Origin of the sequence: Stappia indica (genome assembly GCF_009789575.1) — a bacterium.
GTDB classification, from domain to species: Bacteria; Pseudomonadota; Alphaproteobacteria; order Rhizobiales; family Stappiaceae; genus Stappia; species Stappia indica_A.
This window is the reverse complement of the sequence record NZ_CP046908.1, coordinates 1,232,927-1,258,165: the sequence shown is the minus strand read 5'-3', so window position 1 is coordinate 1,258,165 and position 25,239 is coordinate 1,232,927. Positions and strand designations below refer to the sequence as shown.

26 protein-coding genes are annotated in these 25,239 nt (G+C 64.9%); 12 read left to right on the top strand and 14 right to left on the bottom strand.

All coding sequences use genetic code 11. The features are described from left to right. The first annotated feature begins 4 nt into the window (after positions 1 to 4). Positions 5 to 1,534, top strand: a complete 1,530-nt coding sequence (locus tag GH266_RS06045; protein WP_158193095.1) for a flagellar protein — start codon at positions 5 to 7, stop codon at positions 1,532 to 1,534. 210 nt (positions 1,535 to 1,744) lie between these two features. Here GH266_RS06045 and flaF read toward each other — a convergent pair whose 3' ends face one another. The 5 genes from flaF to GH266_RS06020 all read right to left on the bottom strand — a co-directional run bounded on the left by flaF (position 1,745) and on the right by GH266_RS06020 (position 7,182). Continuing rightward, a complete protein-coding gene (gene flaF, locus GH266_RS06040; RefSeq protein WP_158193094.1) occupies positions 1,745 to 2,116 on the bottom strand; it encodes a flagellar biosynthesis regulator FlaF in 372 nt (123 codons plus the stop codon). Next, complete coding sequence (gene flbT, locus GH266_RS06035; protein WP_158193093.1) at positions 1,998 to 2,492, bottom strand: flagellar biosynthesis repressor FlbT; 495 nt, start codon at positions 2,490 to 2,492, stop codon at positions 1,998 to 2,000. Before flbT ends, flaF begins: the two co-directional genes overlap by 119 nt. 108 nt (positions 2,493 to 2,600) lie before the next feature. Next, entirely contained in the window at positions 2,601 to 3,989 is a 1,389-nt protein-coding gene (locus GH266_RS06030) for a flagellin N-terminal helical domain-containing protein (RefSeq protein WP_158193092.1), read from the bottom strand. A gap of 195 nt (positions 3,990 to 4,184) precedes the next feature. After that, complete coding sequence (locus tag GH266_RS06025) at positions 4,185 to 5,573, bottom strand: flagellin N-terminal helical domain-containing protein (protein WP_158193091.1); 1,389 nt, start codon at positions 5,571 to 5,573, stop codon at positions 4,185 to 4,187. Positions 5,574 to 5,796: 223 nt separating this feature from the next. After that, the gene (locus GH266_RS06020) at positions 5,797 to 7,182 is read right to left on the bottom strand and encodes a flagellin N-terminal helical domain-containing protein (RefSeq protein ID WP_158193090.1); all 1,386 of its coding nucleotides are present in this window, start codon (positions 7,180 to 7,182) and stop codon (positions 5,797 to 5,799) included. 363 nt (positions 7,183 to 7,545) lie between these two features. Here GH266_RS06020 and GH266_RS06015 point away from each other — a divergent pair, with 363 nt between their 5' ends. The 4 genes from GH266_RS06015 to GH266_RS06000 are packed head-to-tail and all read left to right on the top strand — an operon-like array spanning position 7,546 to position 11,063. Beyond that, complete coding sequence (locus tag GH266_RS06015) at positions 7,546 to 8,415, top strand: N-acetylneuraminate synthase family protein (RefSeq protein ID WP_158193089.1); 870 nt, start codon at positions 7,546 to 7,548, stop codon at positions 8,413 to 8,415. A 25-nt stretch (positions 8,416 to 8,440) separates the two neighbouring features. Next, complete coding sequence (locus GH266_RS06010) at positions 8,441 to 9,610, top strand: polysaccharide pyruvyl transferase family protein (protein ID WP_158193088.1); 1,170 nt, start codon at positions 8,441 to 8,443, stop codon at positions 9,608 to 9,610. Further along, positions 9,607 to 10,356 carry a class I SAM-dependent methyltransferase gene (locus GH266_RS06005; protein WP_158193087.1) on the top strand — a complete coding sequence of 250 codons (750 nt, stop codon included), beginning with the start codon at positions 9,607 to 9,609 and terminating at the stop codon, positions 10,354 to 10,356. Before GH266_RS06010 ends, GH266_RS06005 begins: the two co-directional genes overlap by 4 nt. Continuing rightward, positions 10,356 to 11,063 (top strand): acylneuraminate cytidylyltransferase family protein, encoded by a 708-nt coding sequence (locus tag GH266_RS06000; protein WP_158193086.1) that lies wholly within the window; start codon positions 10,356 to 10,358, stop codon positions 11,061 to 11,063. The genes GH266_RS06005 and GH266_RS06000 overlap by 1 nt, the downstream gene beginning before the upstream one ends. 22 nt (positions 11,064 to 11,085) lie before the next feature. Here the strand turns inward: GH266_RS06000 and GH266_RS05995 are convergent, their stop codons facing one another. The 5 genes from GH266_RS05995 to GH266_RS05975 all read right to left on the bottom strand — a co-directional run bounded on the left by GH266_RS05995 (position 11,086) and on the right by GH266_RS05975 (position 15,697). Continuing rightward, positions 11,086 to 12,909, bottom strand: coding sequence for a tetratricopeptide repeat protein (locus GH266_RS05995; protein ID WP_158193085.1), 1,824 nt, complete (start codon positions 12,907 to 12,909; stop codon positions 11,086 to 11,088). A 95-nt stretch (positions 12,910 to 13,004) separates the two neighbouring features. Further along, positions 13,005 to 13,370, bottom strand: a complete 366-nt coding sequence (locus tag GH266_RS05990; protein ID WP_158193084.1) for a flagellar protein FlaG — start codon at positions 13,368 to 13,370, stop codon at positions 13,005 to 13,007. Between the two features lie 355 nt (positions 13,371 to 13,725). Further along, positions 13,726 to 14,223, bottom strand: a complete 498-nt coding sequence (locus GH266_RS05985; RefSeq protein WP_209001553.1) for a hypothetical protein — start codon at positions 14,221 to 14,223, stop codon at positions 13,726 to 13,728. Then, positions 14,220 to 14,546, bottom strand: coding sequence for a rod-binding protein (locus tag GH266_RS05980; protein ID WP_158193083.1), 327 nt, complete (start codon positions 14,544 to 14,546; stop codon positions 14,220 to 14,222). Before GH266_RS05980 ends, GH266_RS05985 begins: the two co-directional genes overlap by 4 nt. A gap of 5 nt (positions 14,547 to 14,551) precedes the next feature. Next, complete coding sequence (locus GH266_RS05975) at positions 14,552 to 15,697, bottom strand: flagellar basal body P-ring protein FlgI (RefSeq protein WP_158193082.1); 1,146 nt, start codon at positions 15,695 to 15,697, stop codon at positions 14,552 to 14,554. 273 nt (positions 15,698 to 15,970) lie between these two features. On the opposite strand from GH266_RS05975, the gene GH266_RS05970 reads away from it, so the two are divergent. From GH266_RS05970 to GH266_RS05960, 3 genes are all read left to right on the top strand, one after another. Beyond that, positions 15,971 to 16,390: a flagellar assembly protein FliX gene (locus tag GH266_RS05970; protein WP_158193081.1), complete on the top strand. Its 420-nt coding sequence runs from the start codon at positions 15,971 to 15,973 to the stop codon at positions 16,388 to 16,390. Between the two features lie 173 nt (positions 16,391 to 16,563). Next, positions 16,564 to 16,980: an RNA polymerase-binding protein DksA gene (dksA, locus tag GH266_RS05965; protein ID WP_120267268.1), complete on the top strand. Its 417-nt coding sequence runs from the start codon at positions 16,564 to 16,566 to the stop codon at positions 16,978 to 16,980. 211 nt (positions 16,981 to 17,191) lie between these two features. Then, positions 17,192 to 18,361 carry an HD-GYP domain-containing protein gene (locus GH266_RS05960; RefSeq protein ID WP_158193080.1) on the top strand — a complete coding sequence of 390 codons (1,170 nt, stop codon included), beginning with the start codon at positions 17,192 to 17,194 and terminating at the stop codon, positions 18,359 to 18,361. A gap of 212 nt (positions 18,362 to 18,573) precedes the next feature. On the opposite strand, the gene flgH is transcribed toward GH266_RS05960, so the two are convergent. The 4 genes from flgH to flgF are packed head-to-tail and all read right to left on the bottom strand — an operon-like array spanning position 18,574 to position 21,864. Further along, positions 18,574 to 19,326, bottom strand: a complete 753-nt coding sequence (gene flgH, locus GH266_RS05955) for a flagellar basal body L-ring protein FlgH (RefSeq protein ID WP_158193079.1) — start codon at positions 19,324 to 19,326, stop codon at positions 18,574 to 18,576. Further along, positions 19,326 to 20,288: a flagellar basal body P-ring formation chaperone FlgA gene (gene flgA / locus GH266_RS05950; protein ID WP_158193078.1), complete on the bottom strand. Its 963-nt coding sequence runs from the start codon at positions 20,286 to 20,288 to the stop codon at positions 19,326 to 19,328. The genes flgH and flgA overlap by 1 nt, the downstream gene beginning before the upstream one ends. A 29-nt stretch (positions 20,289 to 20,317) precedes the next feature. Then, positions 20,318 to 21,100, bottom strand: a complete 783-nt coding sequence (flgG, locus tag GH266_RS05945) for a flagellar basal-body rod protein FlgG (protein ID WP_158193077.1) — start codon at positions 21,098 to 21,100, stop codon at positions 20,318 to 20,320. Between the two features lie 26 nt (positions 21,101 to 21,126). Then, complete coding sequence (flgF, locus tag GH266_RS05940; protein ID WP_158193076.1) at positions 21,127 to 21,864, bottom strand: flagellar basal-body rod protein FlgF; 738 nt, start codon at positions 21,862 to 21,864, stop codon at positions 21,127 to 21,129. A gap of 285 nt (positions 21,865 to 22,149) precedes the next feature. Here flgF and GH266_RS05935 point away from each other — a divergent pair, with 285 nt between their 5' ends. The 4 genes from GH266_RS05935 to GH266_RS05920 are packed head-to-tail and all read left to right on the top strand — an operon-like array spanning position 22,150 to position 25,149. Next, positions 22,150 to 22,656, top strand: a complete 507-nt coding sequence (locus GH266_RS05935; RefSeq protein WP_158193075.1) for a flagellar basal body-associated FliL family protein — start codon at positions 22,150 to 22,152, stop codon at positions 22,654 to 22,656. Between the two features lie 8 nt (positions 22,657 to 22,664). Continuing rightward, positions 22,665 to 23,888 (top strand): flagellar motor switch protein FliM, encoded by a 1,224-nt coding sequence (gene fliM, locus GH266_RS05930; RefSeq protein ID WP_158193074.1) that lies wholly within the window; start codon positions 22,665 to 22,667, stop codon positions 23,886 to 23,888. Then, complete coding sequence (locus tag GH266_RS05925; protein ID WP_158193073.1) at positions 23,885 to 24,394, top strand: DUF6468 domain-containing protein; 510 nt, start codon at positions 23,885 to 23,887, stop codon at positions 24,392 to 24,394. Before fliM ends, GH266_RS05925 begins: the two co-directional genes overlap by 4 nt. Further along, entirely contained in the window at positions 24,391 to 25,149 is a 759-nt protein-coding gene (locus GH266_RS05920; protein ID WP_158193072.1) for a MotE family protein, read from the top strand. Before GH266_RS05925 ends, GH266_RS05920 begins: the two co-directional genes overlap by 4 nt. Positions 25,150 to 25,239: the final 90 nt, after the last annotated feature.

Genomic DNA, 25,239 nt, shown 5'->3' with positions numbered 1-25,239 from the left:
AGCGATGGCGATCAATCCCTATTCGAGCAGCTTCAACATGCCGCGGCAGGCCAGCTACCTGACTTCGCTGCGTTCGCAGATGGACGATCTGCAACGGCAGCTCGGTACCGGCCTGAAGTCGCAGACCTATGGCGGGCTCGGCTCCGAGCGCGTGCTCGACCTGTCGCTGCGCCAGCAGCTCACCTCGGTCGGGGTGTACAACCAGACGATCCAGATCGCCGATTTGCGGCTCGACACGCTCGACAAGACCAGTGCGCGGATGGAGGCCATCCGGATCGAGTCCAAAGCCTCCACGGACAGGAACAATTTCGAGCTGTTCAGCAATGGCCGAACGTCCTCGCAGACGTCTGCGGAGATCTCGTTGCGCGAGTTCATGGCGCATCTGAACACGGATGTCGGCGGGCGCTATCTGTTTTCCGGAAAGACGGCGGACAAGCTGCCGGTCCAGAGCCTCGACTACGTCCTGGCGGGGGACGGCAACTATGCCGGCCTCAAGACGGTGATCAGCGAGTACAATCAGGCGGATCTCGGCGCGCTCGGCAACGGACGCACCACCACTGCCGTTGCCGGCACCACGGCGACGCTGTCGGAGGACGGGGCACACCCGTTCGGCTTCAAGATCGACAACGTTTCCTCGGGTCTCAGCAATGCCACGGTGACGCAGACCGCGGGACCGCCGGCATCGCTCGATGTGGACTTTACCGGCCAGCCCGAGCCGGGGCAGGGCATCCGTATCTTCATGGACCTGCCCGACGGAACCAGCACCGAGATCACCATCGGCGTCCAGGGCAGCGAGAACGATCCCGAATTCACCTTCCAGCGCGGCGCGACGCCGGCCGATACGGCGGCAAACTTCAAGGCGACGCTGGACACCGCGCTCCAGAAGGTGGCCAGCACCGAGCTGAAGGCCGCCTCGACCGTCCGGGCGTCGGACAGCTTCTTCGACACTGCTCCGAAGTCGCCGGTGCCGCCCGGCTACCTGCCGCAGGCGCGGGTCGTGCCGAATGCCGGCGACTTTGCGACCGCCACCTCGCTGCGCGACGGCACGTCCGACACGGTCTCCTGGTATGTCGGCGACAACTCGGGCGGGGATCCGCGCACGGACATGCGCGCGACCATCGACGAGAACCTCACGGTCAGCTACGGAGCGCGTGCCAACGAGGACGGCTATCGCCAGGTGGTGCAGGCGCTGGCCGCCTTCGTGGCGTCCGACTTCTCGTCGTCGCAGCCCGAGAACCAAGAGTTCTACCAGGCAATGGCCGACCGGTCGAACGCGGTGCTGACCCCGGATGGCGCAGAGGCATCGGGGATCCGCAAGAACCACATGGAGTTTGCCGCCGTTCAGCGGACCATGGCGGATGCCAAGGATCGCCATCGGGTCGAGGAAGGCTCGCTGAAGCTGATGATCGACGAGATCGAAGGCATCAACCGGGAAGAGGTCGCGGCCAAGCTTCTCACCCTGCGGACGAACCTCGAAGTGAGCTATCAGGCGACGAGCATCACGCTGCAGATGTCGCTGTCGAAGTACTTGTAACAGTACCGCACGCTGATCGGGTCTGCCGCGCTCTTTCGCAGTGGCTTGAATATACAAGCAGAAACCCCGGGGAACACTGTTCTCCGGGGTTTCTGCTTGTTGGCGTGACGTCTGGCGCCGGCCATGCGGCGCCCGTTTGCCGCTACGCAAAACGCCGGCACAAGGCCGGCGTTCGGAAGGCAGGGAGGGGATGCCCAGAGGCTCCCGGCGTCAGGTGCCTCGCAGGCCCTGTGCGATGTTGCGATTGATCTGGATCAGCGTCGTCAGCCGCTCGGGGCTGGGATTGGTCATCACATCAAGCGTGTGCTTGAGAATGAACGCGCCGAGCGAACCGAGGTTCTGCTTGATCTCCATCGGCATCGGATTGTCGTTGCTCGTGACCGAGGTCGCGAGGATCGTCCAGAGGCGACGGTTGTAGGACAGCGCTTCGTCCAGCGTCACCGGACCGCCGTCGTTGCCCCAATCATCCTTGACGGCCTGAAGCCTGGCTGCCGCCTTGAGAAGCAGCGTGGCCTCCAGCTCGCGCGGGCTCACGGTCGATTGCGTCGTCTGCTGATATGCTGCGGTGGCCAGATTGTGCATGTGCGATCAGTTCCCGTTCGTACTCGACCAGTTCCTTAGCCCGTCGCAAGGCAGCGTAGAGAGAACCGGTTAAGATCTCATTGTTGACGGCGTCGATCAGGCCGATGGTGCTCGGTGCCGCCTGAATGAAGTCGTTGATCAGATCGAAATAGACCTTCCTGTGCCGCTCGATATCCTGGTTGAGATACATGAGCTGCACCGCAAGATAGATCCGTTTCGCGGGCGTATTCGCAGTTTCGGCGGTGTAGATGTCTTTCTCGCGAAGGATCGGTTCGCTGCCCTCGATGAAGATATGCGTTCGGTGGTCGCCGTTGGTGATCACGGTTGACCCGACGATAAACCTTTCCTTGGGGCGTAGTTCGATCTTCAGTGCCATGGTCGAATACTCTCATAGCGCAGTGATTCAAGCAAGAGTTTAAGCGCTTCCAGAATAAAAAAGGCGGCGGGAGACCCGCCGCCTGGAAATAGTTGCCTAGTATTTACCTTAGAACAGACGCAACACCGCCTGATCGGCCTGCGACGACAGCGACAGAGCCGTGGTGGACAGCTGCTGACGGGTCTGCAGGGCGAGAAGGTTCGCACCTTCCTCGTTGGTGTCGGCCAGAACGAGGTTGTCGGCGCCCGTCTGCAAGGTGTTGATCGAGGACTTGGTGAAGTCCTTGCGGATCTGCACGGTCGACAGGCTGGAGCCGAACTTGGAGCCGGCCTCGCGCAGGGTGATCAGCGCGTTGGAGAGCTCGTCGAGCGCCTGGTTGGCCTCGGTATCGCTCAGGCTCGACACGTTGGTGATGCTGAGGCCCGAGGAGGTGAGATCCTCGCCCTGGAGCTTGAGCTCCGACTTCGTCGCCGCATCGCGCTTCTCGTTGAAGGCAACGGTCAGCTTGGAGGACGAGGAGTTGATCAGGTTGATGCCGTTGAACGAGGCGTCGGCAGCGAGCTTGTCGATCTGGCCCAGGATGTTGTTGAACTGCCCCACGAGCTTCTGGCGGGTGGACGAGTTCGCGGCCGGATTGGCGCGTGCAGCGATGATGAGCGAGTCCTGGTCGCCGGCAGAGGCGCCGTTCGTGAACGAGACCGACGTCTCGCCCGGATCCACATAGTCGCCGTCGGCCGGGCTCGACAGGTCGATCGAGGTGTTGGTGCCGAAGCCCAGCGACGCGGCCAGCGAGGTCTGCTGCGTGGTCGCCGTGTTGCCGTCGCCACCCGTGTCGAAGATGTTCAGGAAGAGATCTTCCGCGTCGGAGGCGGTGATCTTCAGCTTGCCGGCGTCGGTGACCTCAGCCGTGGCAACGCCCGAGGCGTTGATGACGTCGAGCACGTCCTGAACGGTCGAGACCGGGCCGGTGCCGTCGGTCTTCTGGGTCGTGCCGATGGTGATCGAGATGCCTGCGATCGCGCCGTTGCCCGTGTTCGAGGTGGACAGCTCGATCACGTCGCCGTTGGCGAAGCCGAGGTTGGACAGGGTCTGACGACGCGCCTGGTCCTGGATCGATTCGCCGGCAACCGGGGTCAGGCCGTTGGTCGAGATCGACGAGGAGCTTTCCACCACGGTCCCCGAACCGGCCGAGCCGTCCTGCAGCGCCTGGCGCGCGGTCGACTGGGCGCTCTCCACCAGCTTGGTGATGGCGGTGATACCGTTGTCGGCGGCCTCGATCGTCTTGATCGCGTTGCCGATGCCATCGAGCAGGTTGGTGAGGTCCTTGGCGCGGGCCGACAACGACTGCGAGGTGAAGAAGTTGGTCGGGTTGTCGAGGGCCGAGTTGACCTTCTTGCCGGTGGCGAGACGGTTCTGGGTGGAGGCCATCATGTCGGCGGTGTTCTGCAGCGTCAGCAGGTTCTGGCGCACACCGGCGGAGAGAGTGATGTCAGACATTCGGAAATCCTTTCGCACCGCCTGGCAGTCAGGCGCATCTCATCCTGAGAACGCGTTAATAATTGGCGCGAAATTCCTAACGAGTGGTTAACCATGTCGCATATCGCGATAAAAATGTTAGGGATTCAAAAAGGAATTCTGAAACGAAAAACGGCGGGCTTTCGCCCGCCGCTTGTTGCTTCGTATCGCTCTTGATCAGAACAGACGCAGGACCGCCTGATCGGCCTGCGAGGACAGCGACAGAGCCGTGGTGGACAGCTGCTGACGGGTCTGCAGGGCGAGGAGGTTCGCACCTTCCTCGTTGGTGTCGGCCAGCACCAGGTTGTCGGCGCCGGTCTGCAGCGTGTTCACCGCAGCCTTGGTGTAGTCCTTGCGGATCTGCACCGTCGACAGGTTCGAACCGAACTTGGAGCCGGCCTCGCGCAGGGTGATCAGCGCCTCGGAGAGCTCGTCGAGCGCGTTGTTCGCCTCGGTGTCGTTCAGGCTCGACGTCTTGGTGATGTTGAGGCCCGACGAGGTGAGGTCCTCGCCCTGCAGCTTCAGCTCCGACTTCGTCGCCGCATCGCGCTTCTCGTTGAAGGCAACGGTCAGCTTGGAGGACGACGAGTTGATCAGGTTGATGCCGTTGAACGAGGCGTCGGCAGCGAGCTTGTCGATCTGGCCCAGGATGTCGTTGAACTGCGACACCAGCTTCTGGCGGGTGGACGAGTTCGAAGCCGGGTTGGCCTGGGTGGTGATCGAGAAGGTGTCGGCTGCACCGGCAGAGGCGCCGTTGGTGAAGGTGACGCCCGTCTCGCCGGCGTCGACATAGTCGCCGTCCGCCGGGCTCGACAGATCGATCGAGGTGTTGGTGCCGAAGCCGAGCGAAGCGGCAAGCGACGTCGCCTGCGTGGTCGCCGTGTTGGCGTCACCGTCGTTGTCGCCGATGTTGAGATTGACGGTCTCCGAATCGGAGCCGGTGATCTTCAGCTTGCCGGCGTCGGTGACCTCAGCCGTGGCAACGCCCGAGGCGTTGATCACGTCGAGGACGTCCTGAACGGTCGAGACCGGGCCGGTGCCGTCCGTCTTCTGGGTGGTGCCGACGGAGATCTGGATCTGGGCGACGCCACCGGTGTCGGTGTTCGTCGTCTGCAGGGTGATCGTGTCGCCGTTGGTGAAGCCGAGGTTGGACAGGGTCTGACGCTTGGCCTGATCCTGGATCGATTCGCCGGCCACCGGCGACAGGCCGTTGGTCGAGATCGACGAAGAGCTTTCCACCACGGTGCCCGAACCGGCCGAGCCGTCCTGCAGCGCCTGGCGGGCGGTCGACTGGGCGCTCTCCACCAGCTTGGTGATGGCGGTGATGCCGTTGTCGGCGGCCTCGATCGTCTTGATCGCGTTGCCGATGCCGTCGAGCAGGTTGGTCAGGTCCTTGGCGCGGGCCGACAGCGACTGCGAGGTGAAGAAGTTGGTCGGGTTGTCGAGGGCCGAGTTGACCTTCTTGCCGGTGGCAAGGCGGTTCTGGGTGGTGGCCATCATGTCGGCGGTGTTCTGCAGCGTCAGCAGGTTCTGACGCACACCGGCGGAGAGAGTGATGTCGGACATTCGGAAATCCTTTCTGGCTGCCCAAAGCTATGCATGGCCTCGTCCTGAGGCTCGCAGCCAGACTGTCCCGGAAACGCTAAATTAAGGTTAACGGCTCCTTGTCCCCGTTCTCAATTTGCCTGTCCTTCCAAGAGGTTCGTTAACCATATCGAAAGAGGCACGAAAAAGGGCGGCGAGTCGCGACCCGCCGCCCTTTGTTGTTTCGTGCCTTGCGGCGGGCGTCTTAGAGGAGACGCAGCACGGCCTGGTCGGCCTGCGAGGACAGCGACAGCGCCGTGGTGGACAGCGACTGGCGGGTCTGCAGGGCCAGAAGGTTCGCGCCTTCCTCGTTGGTGTCGGCCAGCACCAGGTTGTCAGCGCCCGTCTGCAGGGTGTTGATCAGGTCCTTGGTGAAGTCCTTGCGGATCGTGACCGTGTTCAGGTTCGAACCGAAGGTGGACGACGTCTCGCGCAGGGACGTCAGGGCGCCGCTCAGCTTGTCGAGGGTGGCGTTCGCCTCGGCGTCGCTGAGGCTCGACACGCTGCCCAGGCCCAGGCCCGAGGAGGTGAGGTCCTTGCCGCTGATCGACAGCTCCGACTTGTTGGCTGCGTCACGCTTCTCGTTGAAGGCGACGGTCAGCTTCGAGGACGAAGAGTCGATCAGGTTGACGCCGTTGTAGGACGAGTCGGCAGCGAGCTTGTCGATCTGGCCCAGGATCTCGTTGAACTGCGACACCAGCTTCTGGCGCGAGGACGAGTTCGAGGCCGGGTTGGCCGTGGTGGTGATCGAGAAGGTGTCGGCTGCACCGGCAGAGGCACCATTGGTGAAGGTGACGGCCGTCTCGCCGGCATCCGTGTAGTCACCGTCCGCCGGGCTCGACAGGTCGACCGAGGTGTTGGTGCCGAAGCCGAGCGACGCGGCCAGCGAGGTCGCCTGCGTGGTCGCCGTGTCGGCGTCGCCGTCGTTGTCGCCGATCTGAAGGTTCACCGTCTCGGTGTCGGAGCCGGAGATCTTCAGCTTGCCGGCATCGCTGACTTCCGCCGTTGCAACGCCCGAGGCGTTGATGACGTCGACAGCGTCCTGAACCGTCGCGACCGCGCCCGTGCCGTCAGCCTTCTGGGTGGTGCCGACGGTGATCTCGATCTCGGAGACGGCACCGGTGTCGGTGTCGGTCGCCTGCACGGTGATCGTGTCGCCGTTGGTGAAGCCGAGGTTGGACAGGGTCTGGCGCTTGGCCTGGTCCTGGATCGTCTCGCCCGAGGCCGGGGTCAGGCCGTTGGTCGAGATCGACGAGGAGCTCTCCACCACGGTGCCGGAACCGCCGCCGCCGGCCTGAAGCGCCTGACGAGCCGTCGACTGGGCGCTCTCGACCAGCTTGGTGATGCCCTTGATACCGTTGTCGGCAGCTTCCAGGGTCTTCGTCGCATTCGAGATGCCGTCGAGCAGGCTGGACAGCTCGTTGGCGCGCGAATTCAGGTTCTGCGAGGTGAAGAAGTTGGTCGGGTTGTCGAGGGCCGAGTTGACCTTCTTGCCCGTGGCGAGCCGGTTCTGCGTCTGGGACATCATGTCGGCAGTCTTCTGCAGCGACAGGAGGTTCTGGCGCACGCCAGCGGAGAGAGTAACGCTCATTGTGGTGTACCTTTCTGGTAACAACTAACGCAACGCATCCTCGTTGCCCCGCCAACCTACGTTTCCGTTTCGGAATCATTCGTAAAAACAAGTGGTTAACCGGTGTTAAGGTAAATGGCTGGTTACCGGTGCCGCAAAGTCTCGCATCTTGCGACAGGTCCTTAAATTTGCTCGCCGAATCACGCCGAAACGGGGATACTGCGGGCGTGCTTCGAAGGCTGCCGCCGATGGATCGGCGCCGGCCTGCCTCTCCCGGCGGTTAAGGGATTGCCGTGCGGCGAGGGACGGACAGCGAAACCCGCAAGCGCTTCAGGCCGCCAACAGGCGGTTCAGCGCTTGCCGCGAGCCCGAAAAGATCGCGAGATGAGCCTCTTTACATTCGACAGCTGCACTGTCGTCGCCGAGATCGGCATCAATCACAATGGCAGCATCGACCTTGCGCTGGAGATGATCCGCGCCGCCCACCGCGTCGGCTGCGATGCGGTCAAGTTCCAGAAGCGCACCGTCGACGTCGTCTACTCGGCCGAGGAGCTGGCCAAGCCGCGCAAGTCGCCGCTCGGCGAGACCAATGGCGACCTGAAGCGCGGGCTGGAATTCGGCCGCAAGGACTACGAGCGCATCGCCGCGCTGTGCGGCGAGCTCGGCATCACCTGGTACGCCTCGCCCTGGGACGAGGCGTCGGTCGACTTCCTGGTGGCGCTGGACGTGCCCTATCTGAAGATCGCCTCGGCGTCGGTCACCGACCGCGCCTTGCTGGTGCATGCGGCCCGCAGCCGCGTTCCGCTGCTGATCTCCACGGGCATGTGCAATCTCAAGATGGTGGAAGCGGTGGTGGAAACCATCGAGGACGCGGGCGGCGAGATCGCGTGCCTCTATCATTGCACCTCGACCTATCCGGCCCTGCCGGAAGAGATCAACCTTGCCGGCATCTCGACCCTGCGCGAGCGGTTTCCCCATCTCAAGATCGGTTATTCCGGCCATGAGGACGGGATCCTGCCGAGCATCCTGTCGATTGCGTTCGGCGCAGTGTCCGTGGAGCGTCACTTCACGCTCGATCGCACCATGTGGGGCTCCGATCAGTCGGCGTCCATCGACGTGGCGCAGATGAAGGAGATGATCGCCGGCATTCGTCTGGCCGAGAAGGTGCGCGGCGACGGGGTCATCGACATCTATGCCCGCGAGCGGCCGGTGATGGAGAAGCTGCGCCGCAAGGACACGTTGGCGTCGCTTTGACCGCCGCGCCGTGACTGCCGCCCGCATGCGACCGCTTTCCGCTCTGCATCTGGCCTCCTTCGTCGGAAATCTCGGCGACAATGCCATGCATGACGGCGAGTACCGCACGAGAGACGAAGACCTTCCCTGGACGCTGGCGCATCGCGCCTGCGAGGTGCGCGACTTCATCCATTGGCGCAGACGGGCCTTCGACGAGACGTTCGTCGCGGAGGCGAACGCCGCCGACATCGTGGTCGTCGGCGGGTTCAGCCTGTTCCAGCTCTGGCGCGAGAACACGTCCTCCGGCACCTATCTGGAAGCCGGCCCCGATCTCTTTGCGGCGATCCGCCGGCCGATCCTGTTCCACGGGCTCGGCGTCGATGCGACGCGCGGCATCAGTCCCGTGGCCGTGGCGCGAACCCGGGCGTTTCTCGACGAGATGCTCGGCTTCGATCATTGCCGCTTCTCGCTGCGCAACGACGGGTCCTGCGACTTCATTCGCGACCATCTGGGCGCAGCCTATGCCGACGCCATGCAGGTGGTGCCGGACGGCGGTCTTTTCGCCGCGCCGCAGGCCTGGCCGCATCCCGGCTTGCCCGAGGGCAGCCGCTTCATTGCCGTGAACCTTGCCGGCGACATGCCGGACAAGCGCTATACGGGGGTGGATGGCGAAGACCTCATGGAGCGCTTCGCTGCCGCGATCGCATCCGGTATCGAGGAGCTTCTGGCGGCGGATGAAACGCTCACCTGCGTTTTCGTGCCTCATATCTATAGCGACTTCGGACCGATCGGAGCCGTGCTCAACGTGCTCGGCGACAGGCTGCGGCGGGAGCGTGTCGTCGTCGCCGGCCTCGCACAGGGGGAGGGGGGCTGGTCGGCCAGCTTCGATCTCTATCGCCGCGCTTCGGCCGTCATCGCCATGCGCTATCACGCGGGGCTCGCCTCCATCGGCTTCGGTGCGCCGGTCTTCGGCATTTCCACCCATCACAAGATCGAGGGCCAGTTCGCGGCGATGGGGTTTTCCGACCGCTGCCATGCCTTCGATGAACGAAGCGACCTTGCGGCGCTGTTCGAGGCGGTTGCGCGCGACCTTGCCGCCCCCGATGCGAGTCGAAAGCAGCTGGCGGCGGCGCGGGCGCGCGAACGGGACGTGCTGAAACGGCATCATGAAGATCTTGCCGTCTGGCTTTCCTCGCGCGTGGAGGGGCAGGCGTGAGCTCGATCATCGACCGCTGCCTCGCGCTCTATGGCTCGGCGGACTATTTCGTGCCCTATCCGGCCCGTGTCGCAGCCGGTGAGTACTGGGACGAAAAGCGCGATCCGGACGGGCGGCTGCGGGACATCGCCGCCGAGCGCGAGATGCGCAAGGCGGATCTTGCCTATATCGCTAGGGCCGTGAATGCGCGCGCTCCCGGCCGGGTGGTCGACATCGGTTGCGGCCTCGGCGAGTTGCTGGAGCAGATCGACCTGCGCCACGAGCGGATCGGGCTCGATCCGTCCGAAAAGGCGGTGGAGATGGCGGCGCAGCGCAGCGGCGCCACGACGATCCGCGGCGTGCTGGAACCCGGCCGCTTTCAGCCGGCGTCCTGCGATGCCATCGTCGCGCATCATGTCATCGAGCATGTCGACGACCCGGTTTCCTTCGTCAGGCTGGCCCACGAAGCGCTTCGGCCCGGCGGGCTTTTCGTGGTCGGTACGCCCAATTTCGCCAGTGCTGCGGCGCGTATCTTCGGCGAGCGCTTCCGCTTGCTCCATGATCCGACGCATGTCAGCCTTTTTACCGACGACTCGCTGATGCGCCTGCTGCGCGACAGCGGCTTCCGGATCGCCTCGGTGGAGTATCCGTTCTTCGGGACGCGGTTTGCCACCCAGGAGGCCTGGGAGCGGATGCAGGCGCCGGAGACCGGCGTTTCGCCGGCCTTCTGGGGCTCCTTCGTGACGGTTTTTGCGGAAAAGAGATGATGACTTGTGATGCGATCGTGCTTGCCCGCGGCGGTTCGAAGGGGATCCCGCGCAAGAACCTCGTGCCGGTGTTCGGCAAGCCGCTGATCGCCTGGACCATCGAGGCGGCGCAGGCCGCCGGCTTCGTGCGCGATGTCATCGTCTCGACCGACAGCGAGGAAATCGCCGACACCGCGCGCGCCTTCGGAGCGCGGGTGCCGGTGCTGCGTCCCGACGAGTTCGCCACCGACACCTCCCCCGCCGAAGCCTCGCTGCATCATGCGATTGCCCACATGTGCCGGGACGAGAAGCCGCAGTCGGTGCTGTTTCCGCAGGTGACCTCGCCGGTCCGGCGCAAGGACACGCTGGCCGATGCCTTCCGGCACTTCACGGAAGGCGGCTACGACTCGCTCTTTTCGGCAAGGCTCATCCGCAACTATATCTGGCGCAACATGCCGGAGCCGCAGCCGCTCTACGATCCGCACAATCGCCTGATGCGGCAGCAGATCCCGGCCGAGGACCGCTATTATCGCGAGACCGGCAACTTCTACCTGTTCCGCACGGAAAGTTTCGAGCAGACCGGATGCCGTCTGACCGGCCGCATCGGCTTCTGGGAAACCAGCGACGAGGAAGTCGTCGAGATCGACGAGCCGCAGGACATCGCCGTTGCCGAACTGATGCTGGAGCGGCTTCAGCGCAATCTCGCGGTGCATCCGATCCAGATGTAACGGCGCGAGCCCGCGCGGTCCGTCAGCGGCCGCCGAGCCAGTTGCGAAGGTCCGCCACGAGCTGCGGGACGATATCGGCGGCCGGGCGTTCGGGATCGAGCCGCAGGTAGCGTGTCGCCGGTGCCCAGGGCGGGTTCTCCTGGCCCAGCAGGATCGTTCCGGTGACCGGGCCGAAGCGCCAGGTCGGAACGCCGAGCGCTCCCGACATGTCGGCGACGGACGTGTTCGCCGAGATGACGAGATCCATGCAGGCGGTCAGCGCGGCGACGGTCTCCAGGTCGTCGAACAGGTCGAGATCGTCCCACCGGTGCAGGGTGAAGGCCGTTCGCTCCTGCAGCGCCGCGATCTCCGCAGTGCGGTCGGTATAATCGAGAAGGACGAAATCGACCTCCTCGATGGCGAGCAGCGGGAGCAGGTCTTCCAGGGCAAGATAGGAACGGCCGCGTTGGCCGACACGGTTGCCGCTGGTCCAGGACAGCCCGACCTTCGGCCGCGGGGTGCAGAGCGGCGCGCGTTCCTGCAAGGCCGCGACGCGCCCTGCGTCCGCCGACAGGGTCGCAGCGGTTGCCGAAAAAGCGGCGATGTCCGGGCGCAGAAGGGCAGGCAGGCCGCCGAAGGCGCATTGGAAATCGAAGTCCTCGCCGCCCATCAAGGCGTTGAGGCCCTCATGGCCGCGTTGGCGCACGGTCACTTGCGGAAAATTGCGTGCAAGCAGCGGCACCAGCTTGGGATGGCATTCGACGATCAGCCGGCCTGCCTGCTCCGCCAGTTCGGCAAACATGGATGCGGATCGCAACACGTCGCCGATGCCCTGGTCGTCCCAGATCATCAGGGTCTTGCCGGCAAGCGGCTCGCCCTGCCATGTCGGGCGCGAGAAGCGGCGCTGGATCAGTCCCTTGAGATTTGCCTCGACGCGGCGCTCCGCGAGCTTCCAGCCGCGCGCCAGATCACCGCTGGCAAGGCAGGCGAGGCCGAGCGTCATCGCCGTCTCGTGGCGAGCGGGGTCGATGGCCAGTGCCTGCTCCAGCTCCTTGACGGCCTGCGGGAAGCGACCGAGATGATAGAGCGCCTTGCCGCGCAGCAGGCGCGCATCGCTGCCGCCGATGCCGAGCGCGATCGCACGGTCGGTCTCGGAGAGCGCCCTGGCATAGTCGCCGGTGCTCCAGAGCGCATTGGCAAGGCTCAGCCGGTAGGCGGCGTCGGTCTCTGCCTCGAAGGCATCCGACCTGCCGAGCAGGAGCTCGAGCGCCTCATCGCCGCGGTGCAGCTGGTTCAGCGCATCGGCAAGGCTGAGAAGGGCGAGGCGGTGCTCCGGTGCGGACGAGACTGCGAACTGCAGCACGCGGACGGCTTCCTCGTGCTTGCCGGCCAGGATCAGCGTCTGGCCGAACTCCACCAGCATGTCGAGATTGTCGGGAAGGGCGTTGGCCGCCGCGCGCAAGGCTGCGTCATAGGCGGCCAGAGCTTCCGGCAACCGGCCCGCCCGGCTGAAGAGCCTGGCCTGGCGATGCAGCAGGGCCGGGTCGGGGATCGCGTTTGCGGCCTGCGACGAGGCGGCGAGCAATGCCTCGGTGTCGCCAAGCGCCTCGAGCGCATCGATCAGGTTGATCCGGTAGCGCGGTTCGCTGGGGGCAAGGGAGATGGCGCGCTCGAAGAGGGCGACAGCGCGCTTCGGATAGCCCTGCTCGAGAAAGCAAAGGCCGAGCAGGCTGGTCGCCTCGGCATTGCCGGGGTCCTGCTTGAGGAGCTTTTCGTAGATCGGCCGCGCGCGCGCCGACTTTCCGTCGCGCTGCAGGAGCAGCGCCTTGCGCATCTGGTCCAGGATCGTCTGGGGGGAGGGCGGCATCCGCGTGTCCGGCTCGAGGTCAGTGAGCGCGGACTATAGCCGATTCGAAAACCCCTGCGGGGTGCCGGCGGGGCGAGCGTACGCCCCGCGTCTCGTCAAAGGCTGCGGCTGAAGGAGAGGCCGGTCATGTTCTTCTGGGTCGTCTCGGCGAATGCCCGGCGCAGCCGCAGGATCGATTCCTCCGGGATCTGCTGCACCACCTCGCCGGTGGTCAGGTCGACCGCCCGGAAGACGATGGAATCGGTGACCTTGTCGCGAAATTCCTCGCGCTTGATGTTGGCCTCGGCCTTGGCGAAGCTGTTCTCGGCCGCCGGGCGGCTTGCCGCTGTCTCGTTCGGCGGCTGCACCGCCTTCTCGGGAGGTACGTCCGTTCGCGCGGCCGGGGATGCGCTGGCCTCCGAAGGTCTCGGCGCCGTCGGCACGAGCGTATAGGACGCAGTCCTGATAGGTGTCGCTTCCATTTGCTTACCTCTCCACCGGACATATCCGCGAACGCCACGCGCCCGGTATCAACGTCGTTCGTCGAGCATATCGCCTTTCACACATTAACCTTGTTCAGGTTCTTCGATACGCAGGTCGATCGACTGCATTCAGGAGGATCAACTTCCATATCGTGGCAAGCATCTTATCGGAAAACTGTGAATCCCGTGTTAACGAATTCATTAGGTTTTGCGCTTGATGCGGTCTGATCCTGATTCGTTCCGTCAGAGTTAACAGGCAGGACCAAGGCTCCGCGCCAAACGACAGCGCCGCCCGCGCATGGGCGCGGGCGGCGGGACTGGATCCGGGGCTGACGCGAAGGGAAACGGAAGGGAGTCAGAGCGCCCGGTTGACGGCGATGCCGTCGGCCAGGGCGGGCGTGCGCGGAGCGCTGCCGCCGGGGCCATAGGTGGAGGGCGTGCGGGTGCTTGCCGCCCCTTGCGCCACCTTGCGCAAGAGGTTGTCCGCAACCTCGCGGGCCGTGGCCAGCACCGCCAGGTTGATGCGCAGCACCGGCTGGAACTCCGCATGGCGCCGCTTCAGCCGGTCGACAGCCTCGGGGGCGAGGTTGCCGAGCGAGGTGGTCTGGTCGCGCACGAAGGTCATGCCGCGCATGTAGATGCTGACGAGCTTTGCCTTCTCCGGCTGGAGGTCGCCGGCCGCGTCCAGCTTGCCGAGGCGAACCAACTCGGTCTCGCGCTCGATGACGGCCAGGAGGTCCCCCATCGCGGCTTCGAGGCGGTTGCAGGTGGCTTCCGCCGCCTGGCGGTCGGCTATCGAGCCGGAAAAGAACTCTGGGGCAATTTCTGCGAGCTGTTTGGTGTCGAGGCTCATTGTCCGGCCGTCTCCTGAAGGGCAAGAAGTTCTCGCTGGACCGAGTCGGCGATGCCGATGCCCCCGGCCTTGGCGATGGTGTTGGCGTATTGTTCGACCAGCATTCCGCTCCAGGCTTCGGAGCCGGTGTCGCTGCCCCAGGCGCCGCCTTCTTCCAGGCCGGCGAACATGGTCTGGAACATGGTGTTCAAGAACACGGCCTCGAACTGCTCGGCGTTTTCGCGGGTCAGGGCGGCAGGATTTGCCGGGTTGGCGTTGAGGGCGCCGCCCTTGGCGGCGTAGAGGCCCTGGGCGCCGGCGAGGACGGTGTCGATGCCGGGCATGCTCATCACATCACCTCGATTTCGGCCTGGAGCGCGCCGGCGGCCTTGATCGCCTGCAGGATCGAGATCATGTCGCGGGGACCGATGCCGAGGGCGTTGAGGCCGTCGACCAGCTGCTGCAGCGTCACAGACTCCCGCACGACCGCCAGCTTGTTGTCGCTCTGGTCGTCGACAAGGATGTCGGTGCGCGGCTCGAATGCTGTCTGGCCGTTCGCGAAGGGCAGCGGTTGCACGACTTCCGGGCTTTCCGCGACGGTGACCGTCAGGTTTCCTTGCGCGATCGCAACGGTGGAGACCTTGACGTTCTGGCCCATGACGATGATGCCGGAATTTTCGTCGATGACGATGCGGGCCGGCAGGTCGGGCTCGATGATCAGCTGCTCGATGTCGGTCAAAAGGTCGACGATGTTGCCGTTGAACTGGCGCGGCAGGTCGATGCGAACGGTCGCCGGGTCCAGCGGCTCGGCGGTGGGCAGGCCGATCAGCTCGTTGACCGCCAGGGCCATGCGGCGGGCGGTGGTGAGGTCTGGGTTGCGCAGGGCAAGGCGCAGGCTGGTCATCGAGGCCAGCTTGAAGTCGATCTCGCGCTCCACGAGGGCGCCGTTGGCGATCCGGCCGGAAGTCGGCACGCCGCGCACGACCGAGGCCGCGTCGCCCTGTGCCGAGAAGCCACCGATGGCGAGCGGGCCCTGCGCGATGGCATAGACCTCGCCGTCGGCGCCGAGCAGCGGCGTCACCAGCAGCGTGCCGCCCTGCAGGCTGTCGGCATCGCCAAGGGCGCTGACCGAAACGTCGATCCGGGTGCCCTGGGTAGAAAATGCCGGCAGGTTCGCGGTGACCATGACGGCCGCCACGTTCTGGGTGTTCAGGTTGAAGCCGCGGGTGTTGACGCCGAGGCGCTCGAGCATGGCCTCCAGGCTCTGCCGGGTGAACGGTGCATTGCGCAGGCTGTCGCCGGTGCCCTGCAGGCCGACCACGAGGCCGTAGCCGATCAGCTGGTTGTCGCGAATGCCTTCGAAATCCGCGATGTCCTTGATCCGCGAAGCGGCGCTTGCCGGGGTTGCCAGCATCATCACAAGGGCGAGCGTCCAGGCCAGGCAGAGGATCTGCAGGAGGCCGGAGAGGCGTGAAAGGAGGCCGGGCAGGGTCATTCTTGCGTGTCTCGATCGCTCGACAGATGGCGTGGGCGGCTTGCCCGCGTTTCCTTATGCGAGCGGCGTGCCAGAATGTCTGCTGCTGTGACATATTTCTTATCTAATTGTTTTCAATGAAAGAATTTAATTTGCCTTTCATATGGCGCGCAGGTCTGCGATGATCCGCATCGGCTCACCCGGCAGGATTTGCCGGGTTGTTAACGCTTCGTTTACCAACTCGGAAAATTGTGTAGCCTTGAGAGTTCCTCCAGCAGGATCCGGTTTTCGACCATGAGAATTTCAGGCTACGCGCCCCTGTCCGGGGTCGGCGGACGAAACCAGAAGAAGCGGACCGACGGTTCGGGTTCGAGTTTCGATCTCGGCGGCACGGGACGTTCGGAGAGTGCCTCTTCCGCAGGAGGGGCTGGCGGCATTGCCGGCATCGATGCGCTGCTGGCGCTGCAGGAGGTGGACGACCCGTTGACCGGCCGGCGCAAGGCGACGGCGCGGGGCCACGACTTGCTCGACACGCTGGAGGGAATGAAGGCGGATCTGCTGGCCGGACGGGTTTCGCCGGAGCGGCTCAATCGCCTTGCGATGATGCTGGAGCGACGGGCTGACAGCGGCAATCCTGCGCTGGAGAAGGTGATCGACGAGATCGAGCTTCGCGCTAAAGTGGAGCTGGCAAAGCTGGGACTGTACGGGAATTGAACGCCCGCTGATGCCGCCCTATCGGGCCGGACTTGTGCCAAAATTCGAGGCAGCCGGTCTAAGTATATGAAAAATATTACAGAAATTTGGCGCACTTTTCGACGTCGGCGGCGTTGTCCATCGCCCGCAGGATCGCTATATTCCGCGCGGCCTAACGGGAGCCGGAGTAGAACATGACGGTTGAGCTGGATGCCGAGTATCGTCCCAGCGAGGACGAGACTTTCATGAACGAGCGTCAGCGCGAGTATTTCCGGAACAAGCTTTTGCGGTGGAAGGAAGAGCTCCTAAAGGAAAGCCGCGAAACGCTCGCAAACCTCCAGGAGGAAAGCCAGAATCACCCCGATATTGCCGACCGGGCGTCTTCCGAAACGGATCGTTCGATCGAGCTCAGGGCCCGCGACCGTCAGCGCAAGTTGATCGCAAAGATCGACGCAGCGCTGGAGCGTATCGCGGACGGATCTTACGGGTACTGCATCGAAACGGGTGAGCCGATTTCCATCAAGCGGCTGGAAGCCCGCCCGATCGCGACCCTGTCGCTTGAAGCGCAGGAAGCCCATGAGCGCCGTGAAAAAGTTTATCGCGACGACTGATGCCGCACCGGCATTGCCGACGGCATTCGTCTGACCAACTTGCAAGGCCCGGCAGAGTCCGGGCCTTTTCATTTCGGGCGGGGGCCTCGCGAGGGGGCGGCGTTCACAGCTCGTTAATATTTTCTGTTTGAGTTGATTAAGGGTTCGACAAGTTGCGCCGGGTAAGAGTGACGCAGAGGAAATTCAGCGTCACTCCAGTTTGGCGGTTGTCATGATCGACGTCATCATTCTCCTGGACCAGGACAACGCAGAGCCGGCATTCGCCAATGCATTGGCGCTCGCCTTCAAGGTTGCGCGTATCCCGCTTGCCACCGCGAATGCCGATCAGCTCGCGGACGCCCGCGTCGTGATCCTCCACAGTTCTCTGCGACGCCAGAGCGAGGTGTCTTTGCTTGCCTCGATCCTCCCCGAGGAGCGTCGCAAGAGCGACACGATCTACGTTGCTCCGTGCAGCGGCCGGGCAGGGCTGGTCCAGGCAGAGGCGCTCGGGATCGAGAGGATCATTCCGAGTTTTCGGCCGCCGGGCGATATCCGCACGGCAGTGCAGTCCATTCTCAACAGAGACCTGGCGATCCACCTCGCGGGGCGCTCTCCCCAGGTGGCCAAGGCGATCGAGAACGGCGACGTGCTGTATCGCCAGATCGGCGCCGCCATGCGTGCCGACCGGCCGTTGCCGCCCGAGATCCTCGACGCGACCACCCGGGCGATCAGCGAGGCGACGCGCCGGGAGGGGCTCGGCGGTTGGCTCGACGCGGTGAAGCTGCATCACAGCGGCACCTGTCGTCACATGCTGAGCGTTGCGGGCAATGGAAGTGCCTTCGGCCAGTTCCTGGGGCTGCATGACACGGATATCGCGATGATCACCGAGACGTGCCTGTTGCACGATGTCGGGAAGCTGTTCATCCCGATCACCGTCCTGGAAAAGGACGGCCCGCTCAGCGATGGGGAAAAGCGGCTGATCAACACTCACCCGGCCCGCGGGGCCTTTGCGCTTCAGCGTGGCGGCCGCAGCGCGGTCGAGGTCATCCAGGCGGTGCGCGACCATCACGAGTTTCTCGACGGCAGCGGATATCCCAACGGCATCGGCGGCAGCTCGATCGGACCGCTGACCCGCATCGTCACCATTGCCGATATCTACAGCGCACTGACCGAGGAACGATCCTACAAGGCGGCGATGTCGCCGCGTCAGGCCTTGGCGATTATGAGCGAGATGAAGAGCAAGCTGGATGCCCGTCTGTTCACCGCGTTCCGCTCCATGGTGCTGGCGCCGGTGTTCACGACCAAGCGCGGCGAGCAGGGCGAGGGTGACGGCGTCATGATGCCTTGCCTCAAGAGCGGTAGGCACCCGCTCGACCGGGCGAACCGGGAAGACGCAGCCTGACAGGCAGCGTGAGTGCCGATCTGCACTGCTGATTTTCAAGAACCTCCGGTAGTGCGTGCGGGAAGCAAATGCGGCGGGCACGGGTCCGCTGGGGAGCGGGGGGATCCCGTGCCCGCCTGCCGTCCTGTGCCTGGGGAGCGTGGAGCGGCTTGGGGAGGGGAGAGGTCCGCGGCGCCTTTCGGGGAGCTGGGCCGCGGACCGTAGAGGCAGCGTCAGAACGGCAGGACGATATCGAGCACCTGGGCGCCGTAGCGCGGCTGCTGGACGTCGGTGATCTGGCCGCGGCCGCCATAGCCGATACGAGCTTCCGCGATCTTCTCGCTTTCGATCGTGTTGTTGGCGGCGATGTCTTCGGGTCGCACCACACCGGCGACGATCAACTCGCGCACCTCGAAATTGACGCGCACTTCCTGGCGGCCCTCGATCACCATGTTGCCGTTCGGCAGGGTCTGGGTGACGACAGCGGCAACGCGCGTCTGCAGCTTCTCCTCGCGATCGACCTTGCCGCTGCCCTGGAACGTGGACGCGCCTTCGGCGGAGGCGAGGTTATCGGCACTGGTGCCGCCGGGCAGCAGGAACGTGTTGATCGCAGCGCCCACGGCGCCGCCGGTGCCGGAGGACGAGGAGCCGGTGCGGCTGCGCTGGGTCTTGTTGTCGAACTCGGCCTTGTCGGAGATCGTCACCAGCACGGTGAGGATGTCGCCGACCCGTGCAGCGCGCTGGTCCTTGAAGAAGGCGCGGGCACCGGACCGCCACAGGGAGTTCGAGTTGTAGTGGTCCGACTGGGGCATGGGCATCGGCATCTGCACAGGGCGGTAGCCGGCCGTCGTGGTCGGGTCCTGGATCGCCGACAGGGCAGGGGGCTGCCCCACCTGGGACAGCTTGTCGGCGGTGCCGCAGGCGGCGGTGGCGAGCGCCAGCGAAACGGCCAGCGCGGGCTTCACGAAGGTCATGCGAGGAGCCATCAGTTCGTCTCCTGGAGCTGGGCGAGGCGCTGCCGTGCGAAACCGACCTCGATCTGGTCGCGGCCACGGACGATCCCCGTGACGGTACGGCGGGACTGGAGGTTGAGGACGTCGATCATGTCGCCGGCGGCGCCGTTGGACATGGCCTGGCCGACGGTGGTCAGCGTCATGCCGGCCGTCCGATAGACCAGGGTGACCTTGGCACCGCGGCGCACCAGCACCGGCGGCTCGAAATCGGCGGCACGCAGCGGCCGGCCGACCTGGAGGGCCTGGCGCGCGGACTGGCCGACGACCTGTGCCGGGTCGGTGATCTGGCGGGCCGTCAGGCGGTTGCCGGGAACGCGCTGCGGCTCGAGGTCGGAGGCGGCGATGATGGTGCCGCGCTCGATGGGTCGCGCGGCCACGTACACGTTCACCATCTCGCGGGCGACGCCGGTCAGGCGCACCGTGGTGGTGCCCTCGACTGTGCGGATGCGCAGCGTCGTGGACAGGCGGCCGGAATAGCGGTCCCAGGCAAGGTCGGAGACGCTGACCGGCTCGGTGCCGCCGGCATCGGCGAGCAGCGGGCCGCGGAATCCCGTCAGCGTGACGTCCAGCGCCTCGGCGTCGAGATCGCTTTCGCGGGCGAGCAGTGCATGGCGCACGGCCTCGGTCACCTCGTTCTCGCCGACGGTCACGGCGAGGCGCTCGACGACGACCTGACGCAGACCGTCGGTGCCGGCCGCCGCATAGCCGGCGTCGCGGGCCCGCTCGGCCACCATGTGGGCCGGCACAGCGCCGCGGGTGCCGGCATCGGGGGCGCGGAACAGCGGGGTTGCGGCATGGGCGCCGGCATCGGGATAAAAATCGCCGATGGTGACGACCGGGCCGGTCACTGCCACTTCGGACCGCAGCGTGCCCGCCAGTGCCGGAACGGCAGAGGCGGCAGCCAGCGCGGCGGCAAGGAGGAGTTTGGCGAACATCGCGGATATCCTTCCGGTCAGCCGGCGCGTCAGCGCAGGTTCGAGGTGGTGGCGGACATCTCGTCGGCCGCCTTGATGATGCGCGAGTTCATCTCGTAGGCGCGCTGGGCGGCGATGAGATCGGAGATCTCGCTGACCGCTTCCACGTTCGCCATTTCGAGATGCTTCTGCATCAGGTCGCCGAAACTGGCCTCGCCGGGATTGCCGACGATGGCCGCGCCGCTGGATTCCGTTTCCAGGAACAGGTTGTCGCCGATGGCTTCCAGGCCCGACTTGTTGATGAAGCGGGCAATCTGGATCTGGCCGAGCACCTGCACGGCATTGTTGGCGTCCAGCACCTGCACCTGGCCATCGTTCGAGATGGTGATGTCGCGGGCGTCTTCGGGAATGACGATGCCCGGCAGCACGGAATAGCCGTCGATGGTGACGAGCTGGCCGTTGGGGTCGCGTTCGAAGGATCCGTCGCGGGTGTAGGCGGTGCCGCCGTCCGGCATCTGGATCTGGAAGAAGCCTTCGCCGCGGATCGCGACATCCAGTTCCTTGTTGGTCGGGGCCAGGTTGCCCTGGCTCATGATGCGGGCGGTGGAGGCCGTCTTGACGCCCGAGCCGATCTGCACGCCGGTCGGCACGATCGTGCCGTTTGCGGAGGAGTTCGTGCCCATGCGGCGCAGGTTCTGGTAGAGCAGATCCTGGAAGTCGGCGCGCTGGCGCTTGTAGCCGGTGGTGCGCATGTTGGCGACGTTGTTCGAGATGACCTCGACGTTCAGCTCCTGGGCGCGCATGCCGGTGGCGGCGATATGAAGTGCCTTCATGACGAGTGTTCCTTCTTCCGCTTCGCTCAGGCCTGGACGGAGCCGAGGCGTTCGATTGCCTTGCGCAGCAATTCGTCGCCGTCAGACAGCATCTTCGACACGGTCGTGTAGTTGCGGGTGACTTCGATCATCCGGGTCATTTCGACGACGCCGGAGACGTTCGACTTCTCGATGGCGCCCTGCTGGACCCGCACGCGCTCGGCCGCCAGCGGCGCCTCGCCGGCGAACAGGTTGTCGCCGACACGCTCCAGCGTCTGCGGGTCCTCGAAGCGGACGACGCGCAGGCGGCCCTTGACGCCGAGCTCGGTGGAGACGGTTCCGTCCTCGGCGATGGTCACGTCGCCATCGTCTGCGGTGAAGACGAGAGGGCCTCCGTCACCCATGACCGGGCGTCCGTCGGCCGTCACCAACTGGCCTGTCGCGTCGAGGTGAAAGGCACCGTTCCGGGTGTAGCGCTCGCCCTCGGGATCGCCGACGACGAAGAAGCCCTCGCCCTCGATGGCGACATCGAAGGTGTTCTGCGTCAGCGAGATCGCGCCGGCCTCGAAGTCCGAGGAGGCGCTGTAGTCGAGGACGTAGGAATACTTCTGGTCGGGGCGCTCGAAGGACGAGGCCTCGGCCACCGGCATCAGGTATTCCTCGAAGAGCAGACGCTGGGACTTGAAGCCCGTCGTGTTCATGTTGGCCAGGTTGTTGGCCACCACGCTCAACTGGTTGCGCAGGGCCGTCTGGCGCGACAGCCCGATGAGCAGTGAATTCTCCATAACGTACCGTTCCTGTGCTCCCCAGCGAACATCCACCCTCCCCAGAGCGGATGCTCGTTAACCCTCTTGCAGGGAGCGTGCCAGTTTGTGGTACTTTGATTTTGTTGGTGTTTTCGGGTTGGCTAAAGGGTGGGGCGGCAGGTTTGTCCCCATCGATGGTTACCGCCCGGCAAAATTTGCCGCATTTTGCGAGGCGTTAACGGTTCGGTAACCTCTCGTTAACCATTGTGGCTTTAGAAATTAATCATACGCGCGGGAGGGGCAGCGCAGAGAGGTCAAGCCACCATGACGGCGGATGCGGATGCAGCCGAAGCCGGCGCCCCGGAAGAGGGGGCCGGCCGGTCGAAAAAGAAGCTGCTGATCTTCGGGGTCGCAGGTCTGGTCCTGTTGGCCGCGGCCGGAGGCGGCGGTTATTACTTCTTCATGGGCGGCGGCGAGTCGGTGGCTCCCGATGGCACTGCGGCACCCGATGCTGCGGTCGAGCAGCGCCCTGCGGTGTTCTTCGACCTGCCGGAAATGACGGTGAACTTGTCGAGCGAGGGGCGTGCGACCTATCTGCGCGTTCGCATTTCGCTGGAGGTTTCCGACCGGGACATGGTGCAGAAGATCGAGCCTTACCTGCCGCGCATTCTCGATGCCTTCCAGGTCTATCTGCGCGAGCTTCGCCCGGCGGATCTCGAAGGGTCTTCCGGTTTGTTCCGACTCAAGGAAGAGTTGCTGCGACGCATCAATACGGCGGTTTATCCGGCCCGCATTGAGGGTGTGCTCTTCAAGGAAATTCTGGTCCAGTAAGGTCTCCAATGGCTGACGACGACGATCTCGGCAATCTCGACGAGGCATGGGGCGAGGCCCTGGCCGAGCAGATGGACGGCGACGGCGAGGAAGAAGACCTTGCCGCGGCCTGGGGTGCTGCGCTCGAGGAGCAGGGCGTCGCCGGCGGCGACGATATGGCGGCCCAATGGGCGGCGATGATCGACGACAGCGAGCCGGAGCTTGAAAACGCCACTCGCGGTGCCGACCGAATCCTCAACCAGGAAGAGATCGACAACCTCCTCGGCTTCAACATCGAGGATACGATCGCGGCCGACCAGAGCGGCATCCGCGCGCTCATCAACTCGGCGATGGTCTCCTACGAGCGTCTGCCGATGCTCGAGATCGTCTTCGACCGCCTGGTGCGGCTGACGACCACGTCGTTGCGCAACTTCACGTCCGACAACGTCGAGGTGTCGCTCGACAGTATTTCCTCGGTCCGTTTCGGCGATTATCTGAACTCGATTCCGCTGCCGGCCATTCTCGGCGTCTTCAAGGCCGAGGAATGGGACGGCTTCGGCCTGTGCACCGTCGAATCGAGCCTGATCTACTCGATCATCGACGTGCTGCTCGGCGGCGGGCGCGGCATGTCGGCCGTGCGCGTCGAGGGGCGTCCCTACACGACCATCGAAAGCAATCTCGTGCGGCGGATGATCGAGATCATCATGCACGACATGGAGCAGGCCTTCTCGCCGCTCTCGCCCGTCCATTTCAACCTGGAGCGCCTGGAGACCAATCCGCGCTTCGCCGCGATCTCGCGCCCGGCCAATGCGGCCATCCTCGTCGAACTGCGCATCGACATGGAGGACCGGGGCGGCAAGATCGAAATCATGATGCCCTATGCGACCCTGGAGCCGATCCGCGATCTGCTCCTGCAGATGTTCATGGGCGAGAAGTTCGGCCGCGATCAGATCTGGGAAGGCCACCTGGCCACCGAGATCTATGCGGCGGAAGTGGATGTCGATGCCGTCCTCTACGAGACGCACATTCCGCTCGGGCGGGTGCTCGATCTCAAGGTGGGCGAGACGTTGCTCTTCGATATTTCCCCGAGCGACCCCGTGTCGATCAAGTGCGGCGGCATCCCGCTGACGCAAGGGACGATGGGCAAGGACGAGGATTCCATAGCGATCCGCGTCGACCGCGGGCTGCAGAAGCCCAAGATGACCTTGGCCGCTTTCGAGCGTGCCATGCAGAAGGAAATGGACCCAACATGAGCACGCTCCCTGTCGGACTGTTGATCGAGAGCCTCGTCGCGCTGCTGCTGGTGGTGACGATCGGATATTGCGTCGTGCTCAACAAGCGGCTGAAGCGTCTGCGTGCCGACGAGGAGGCGCTGCGCGCCACGATCTCCGAGCTGATCACCGCCTCGGAAATCGCCGAGCGCGCCATCCTCGGCCTCAAGGCGACGGCAGGCGAGGCTGACCGCACCCTCGGCCAGCGTCTGGTCGATGCCGAGCGGCTGTCGCAGGAACTCGCGGCCCATGTCTCGCGCGGCAATACCGTGCTCGAGCGTATCACCCAGATCACCGAGGCGGCCCGCACCGTGCAGCAGCATGCGGCGGCTCCTGCGCCCGTCTCGCATGCTCCGGCGGCCCCGGTCGCCGAGCCGGCGCCCGCCCGTCCTGCCGCCATGCGGGCCAGCGATATCCGCTCGGCCGCCATGGAAGCGACCGCTCGCCTTGAGCTGTTCCGCAAGCGCGCTGCGGAGCAGGCCGCGTGACAAACCTGCGCCTGATCCCCGTTCTCGTCCTTGCAGCCAGCGCGCTTCTGGTGCTGAAGCTGCTCGGGCTCGCAGTCGATGGCGGAACCTCCGTCACCGCCGGCGTGAGCGTGGCGATGGCGCAGCAGGCGGCCGACACGGCGGCCGCTCCCGCCGATGCAGCTTCCGACAACCAGACGCCGGCAGCTGATACGCCGGCCGCCGACGCCCCCGCCGATACGGCGGCTGCCGATCCAGCCGCCGTTCCCCCGCTGCCGGGCGGCGATGCACCTGCCGCGCCGGGCGGGCTGGAACTCGGCGGCTCGATCGCCGAGCGCAAGGTGCTCGAATCTCTCAGCGACCGTCGGCGCGAGTTGGACAACCGCGAAAAGCAGTTCGAGCTGCGCCAGCAGTTGATGAAGGACACCGAAGAGCGGCTGCAGCAGAAGGCCGACGAGATCGCGGCCATCGAGGAGCGCATCCGGACGCTCAACCAGGAGCAGGAGAAGAAGCGCGAGGACGAGCTCAAGGATCTGGTGCTCATGTACGAATCGATGAAGGCGAAGGACGCAGCACGCATCTTCGACCGCCTCGATCTCGACATTCTCGTGCGGGTCGCCAAGCAGATGAAGCCGCGCAAGATGGCCGACATCATGGGGCGGATGACGCCGGAGGCGAGCGAGCGGTTGACGGTGGCTCTCGTCACCGGGCGCAAGCCGAAGGAGGAGGCCGTTCCGGTCGTCGCTCCGGACCTGCCGAAGATCATGGGCAATTGATGAAAGCTCCGCCGGGGAGCTGCTCCCTGACCGGAATGCCCGGGAATCCGGGACATCCGTTAAACGCAGCGTTAAGCCGCGACCGCTAGA

Coding starts and splice junctions, on each gene's coding strand:
- GH266_RS06045 (WP_158193095.1), top strand. CDS start 5: ATGGCGATCAATCCCTATTCGAGCAGCTTCAACATGCCGCGGCAGGCC.
- flaF (WP_158193094.1), bottom strand. CDS start 2,116: ATGCACAATCTGGCCACCGCAGCATATCAGCAGACGACGCAATCGACC.
- flbT (WP_158193093.1), bottom strand. CDS start 2,492: ATGGCACTGAAGATCGAACTACGCCCCAAGGAAAGGTTTATCGTCGGG.
- GH266_RS06030 (WP_158193092.1), bottom strand. CDS start 3,989: ATGTCTGACATCACTCTCTCCGCCGGTGTGCGCCAGAACCTGCTGACG.
- GH266_RS06025 (WP_158193091.1), bottom strand. CDS start 5,573: ATGTCCGACATCACTCTCTCCGCCGGTGTGCGTCAGAACCTGCTGACG.
- GH266_RS06020 (WP_158193090.1), bottom strand. CDS start 7,182: ATGAGCGTTACTCTCTCCGCTGGCGTGCGCCAGAACCTCCTGTCGCTG.
- GH266_RS06015 (WP_158193089.1), top strand. CDS start 7,546: ATGAGCCTCTTTACATTCGACAGCTGCACTGTCGTCGCCGAGATCGGC.
- GH266_RS06010 (WP_158193088.1), top strand. CDS start 8,441: ATGCGACCGCTTTCCGCTCTGCATCTGGCCTCCTTCGTCGGAAATCTC.
- GH266_RS06000 (WP_158193086.1), top strand. CDS start 10,356: ATGACTTGTGATGCGATCGTGCTTGCCCGCGGCGGTTCGAAGGGGATC.
- GH266_RS05995 (WP_158193085.1), bottom strand. CDS start 12,909: ATGCCGCCCTCCCCCCAGACGATCCTGGACCAGATGCGCAAGGCGCTG.
- GH266_RS05990 (WP_158193084.1), bottom strand. CDS start 13,370: ATGGAAGCGACACCTATCAGGACTGCGTCCTATACGCTCGTGCCGACG.
- GH266_RS05985 (WP_209001553.1), bottom strand. CDS start 14,223: ATGAGCCTCGACACCAAACAGCTCGCAGAAATTGCCCCAGAGTTCTTT.
- GH266_RS05980 (WP_158193083.1), bottom strand. CDS start 14,546: ATGCCCGGCATCGACACCGTCCTCGCCGGCGCCCAGGGCCTCTACGCC.
- GH266_RS05975 (WP_158193082.1), bottom strand. CDS start 15,697: ATGACCCTGCCCGGCCTCCTTTCACGCCTCTCCGGCCTCCTGCAGATC.
- GH266_RS05970 (WP_158193081.1), top strand. CDS start 15,971: ATGAGAATTTCAGGCTACGCGCCCCTGTCCGGGGTCGGCGGACGAAAC.
- dksA (WP_120267268.1), top strand. CDS start 16,564: ATGACGGTTGAGCTGGATGCCGAGTATCGTCCCAGCGAGGACGAGACT.
- GH266_RS05960 (WP_158193080.1), top strand. CDS start 17,192: ATGATCGACGTCATCATTCTCCTGGACCAGGACAACGCAGAGCCGGCA.
- flgH (WP_158193079.1), bottom strand. CDS start 19,326: ATGGCTCCTCGCATGACCTTCGTGAAGCCCGCGCTGGCCGTTTCGCTG.
- flgA (WP_158193078.1), bottom strand. CDS start 20,288: ATGTTCGCCAAACTCCTCCTTGCCGCCGCGCTGGCTGCCGCCTCTGCC.
- flgG (WP_158193077.1), bottom strand. CDS start 21,100: ATGAAGGCACTTCATATCGCCGCCACCGGCATGCGCGCCCAGGAGCTG.
- flgF (WP_158193076.1), bottom strand. CDS start 21,864: ATGGAGAATTCACTGCTCATCGGGCTGTCGCGCCAGACGGCCCTGCGC.
- GH266_RS05935 (WP_158193075.1), top strand. CDS start 22,150: ATGACGGCGGATGCGGATGCAGCCGAAGCCGGCGCCCCGGAAGAGGGG.
- fliM (WP_158193074.1), top strand. CDS start 22,665: ATGGCTGACGACGACGATCTCGGCAATCTCGACGAGGCATGGGGCGAG.
- GH266_RS05925 (WP_158193073.1), top strand. CDS start 23,885: ATGAGCACGCTCCCTGTCGGACTGTTGATCGAGAGCCTCGTCGCGCTG.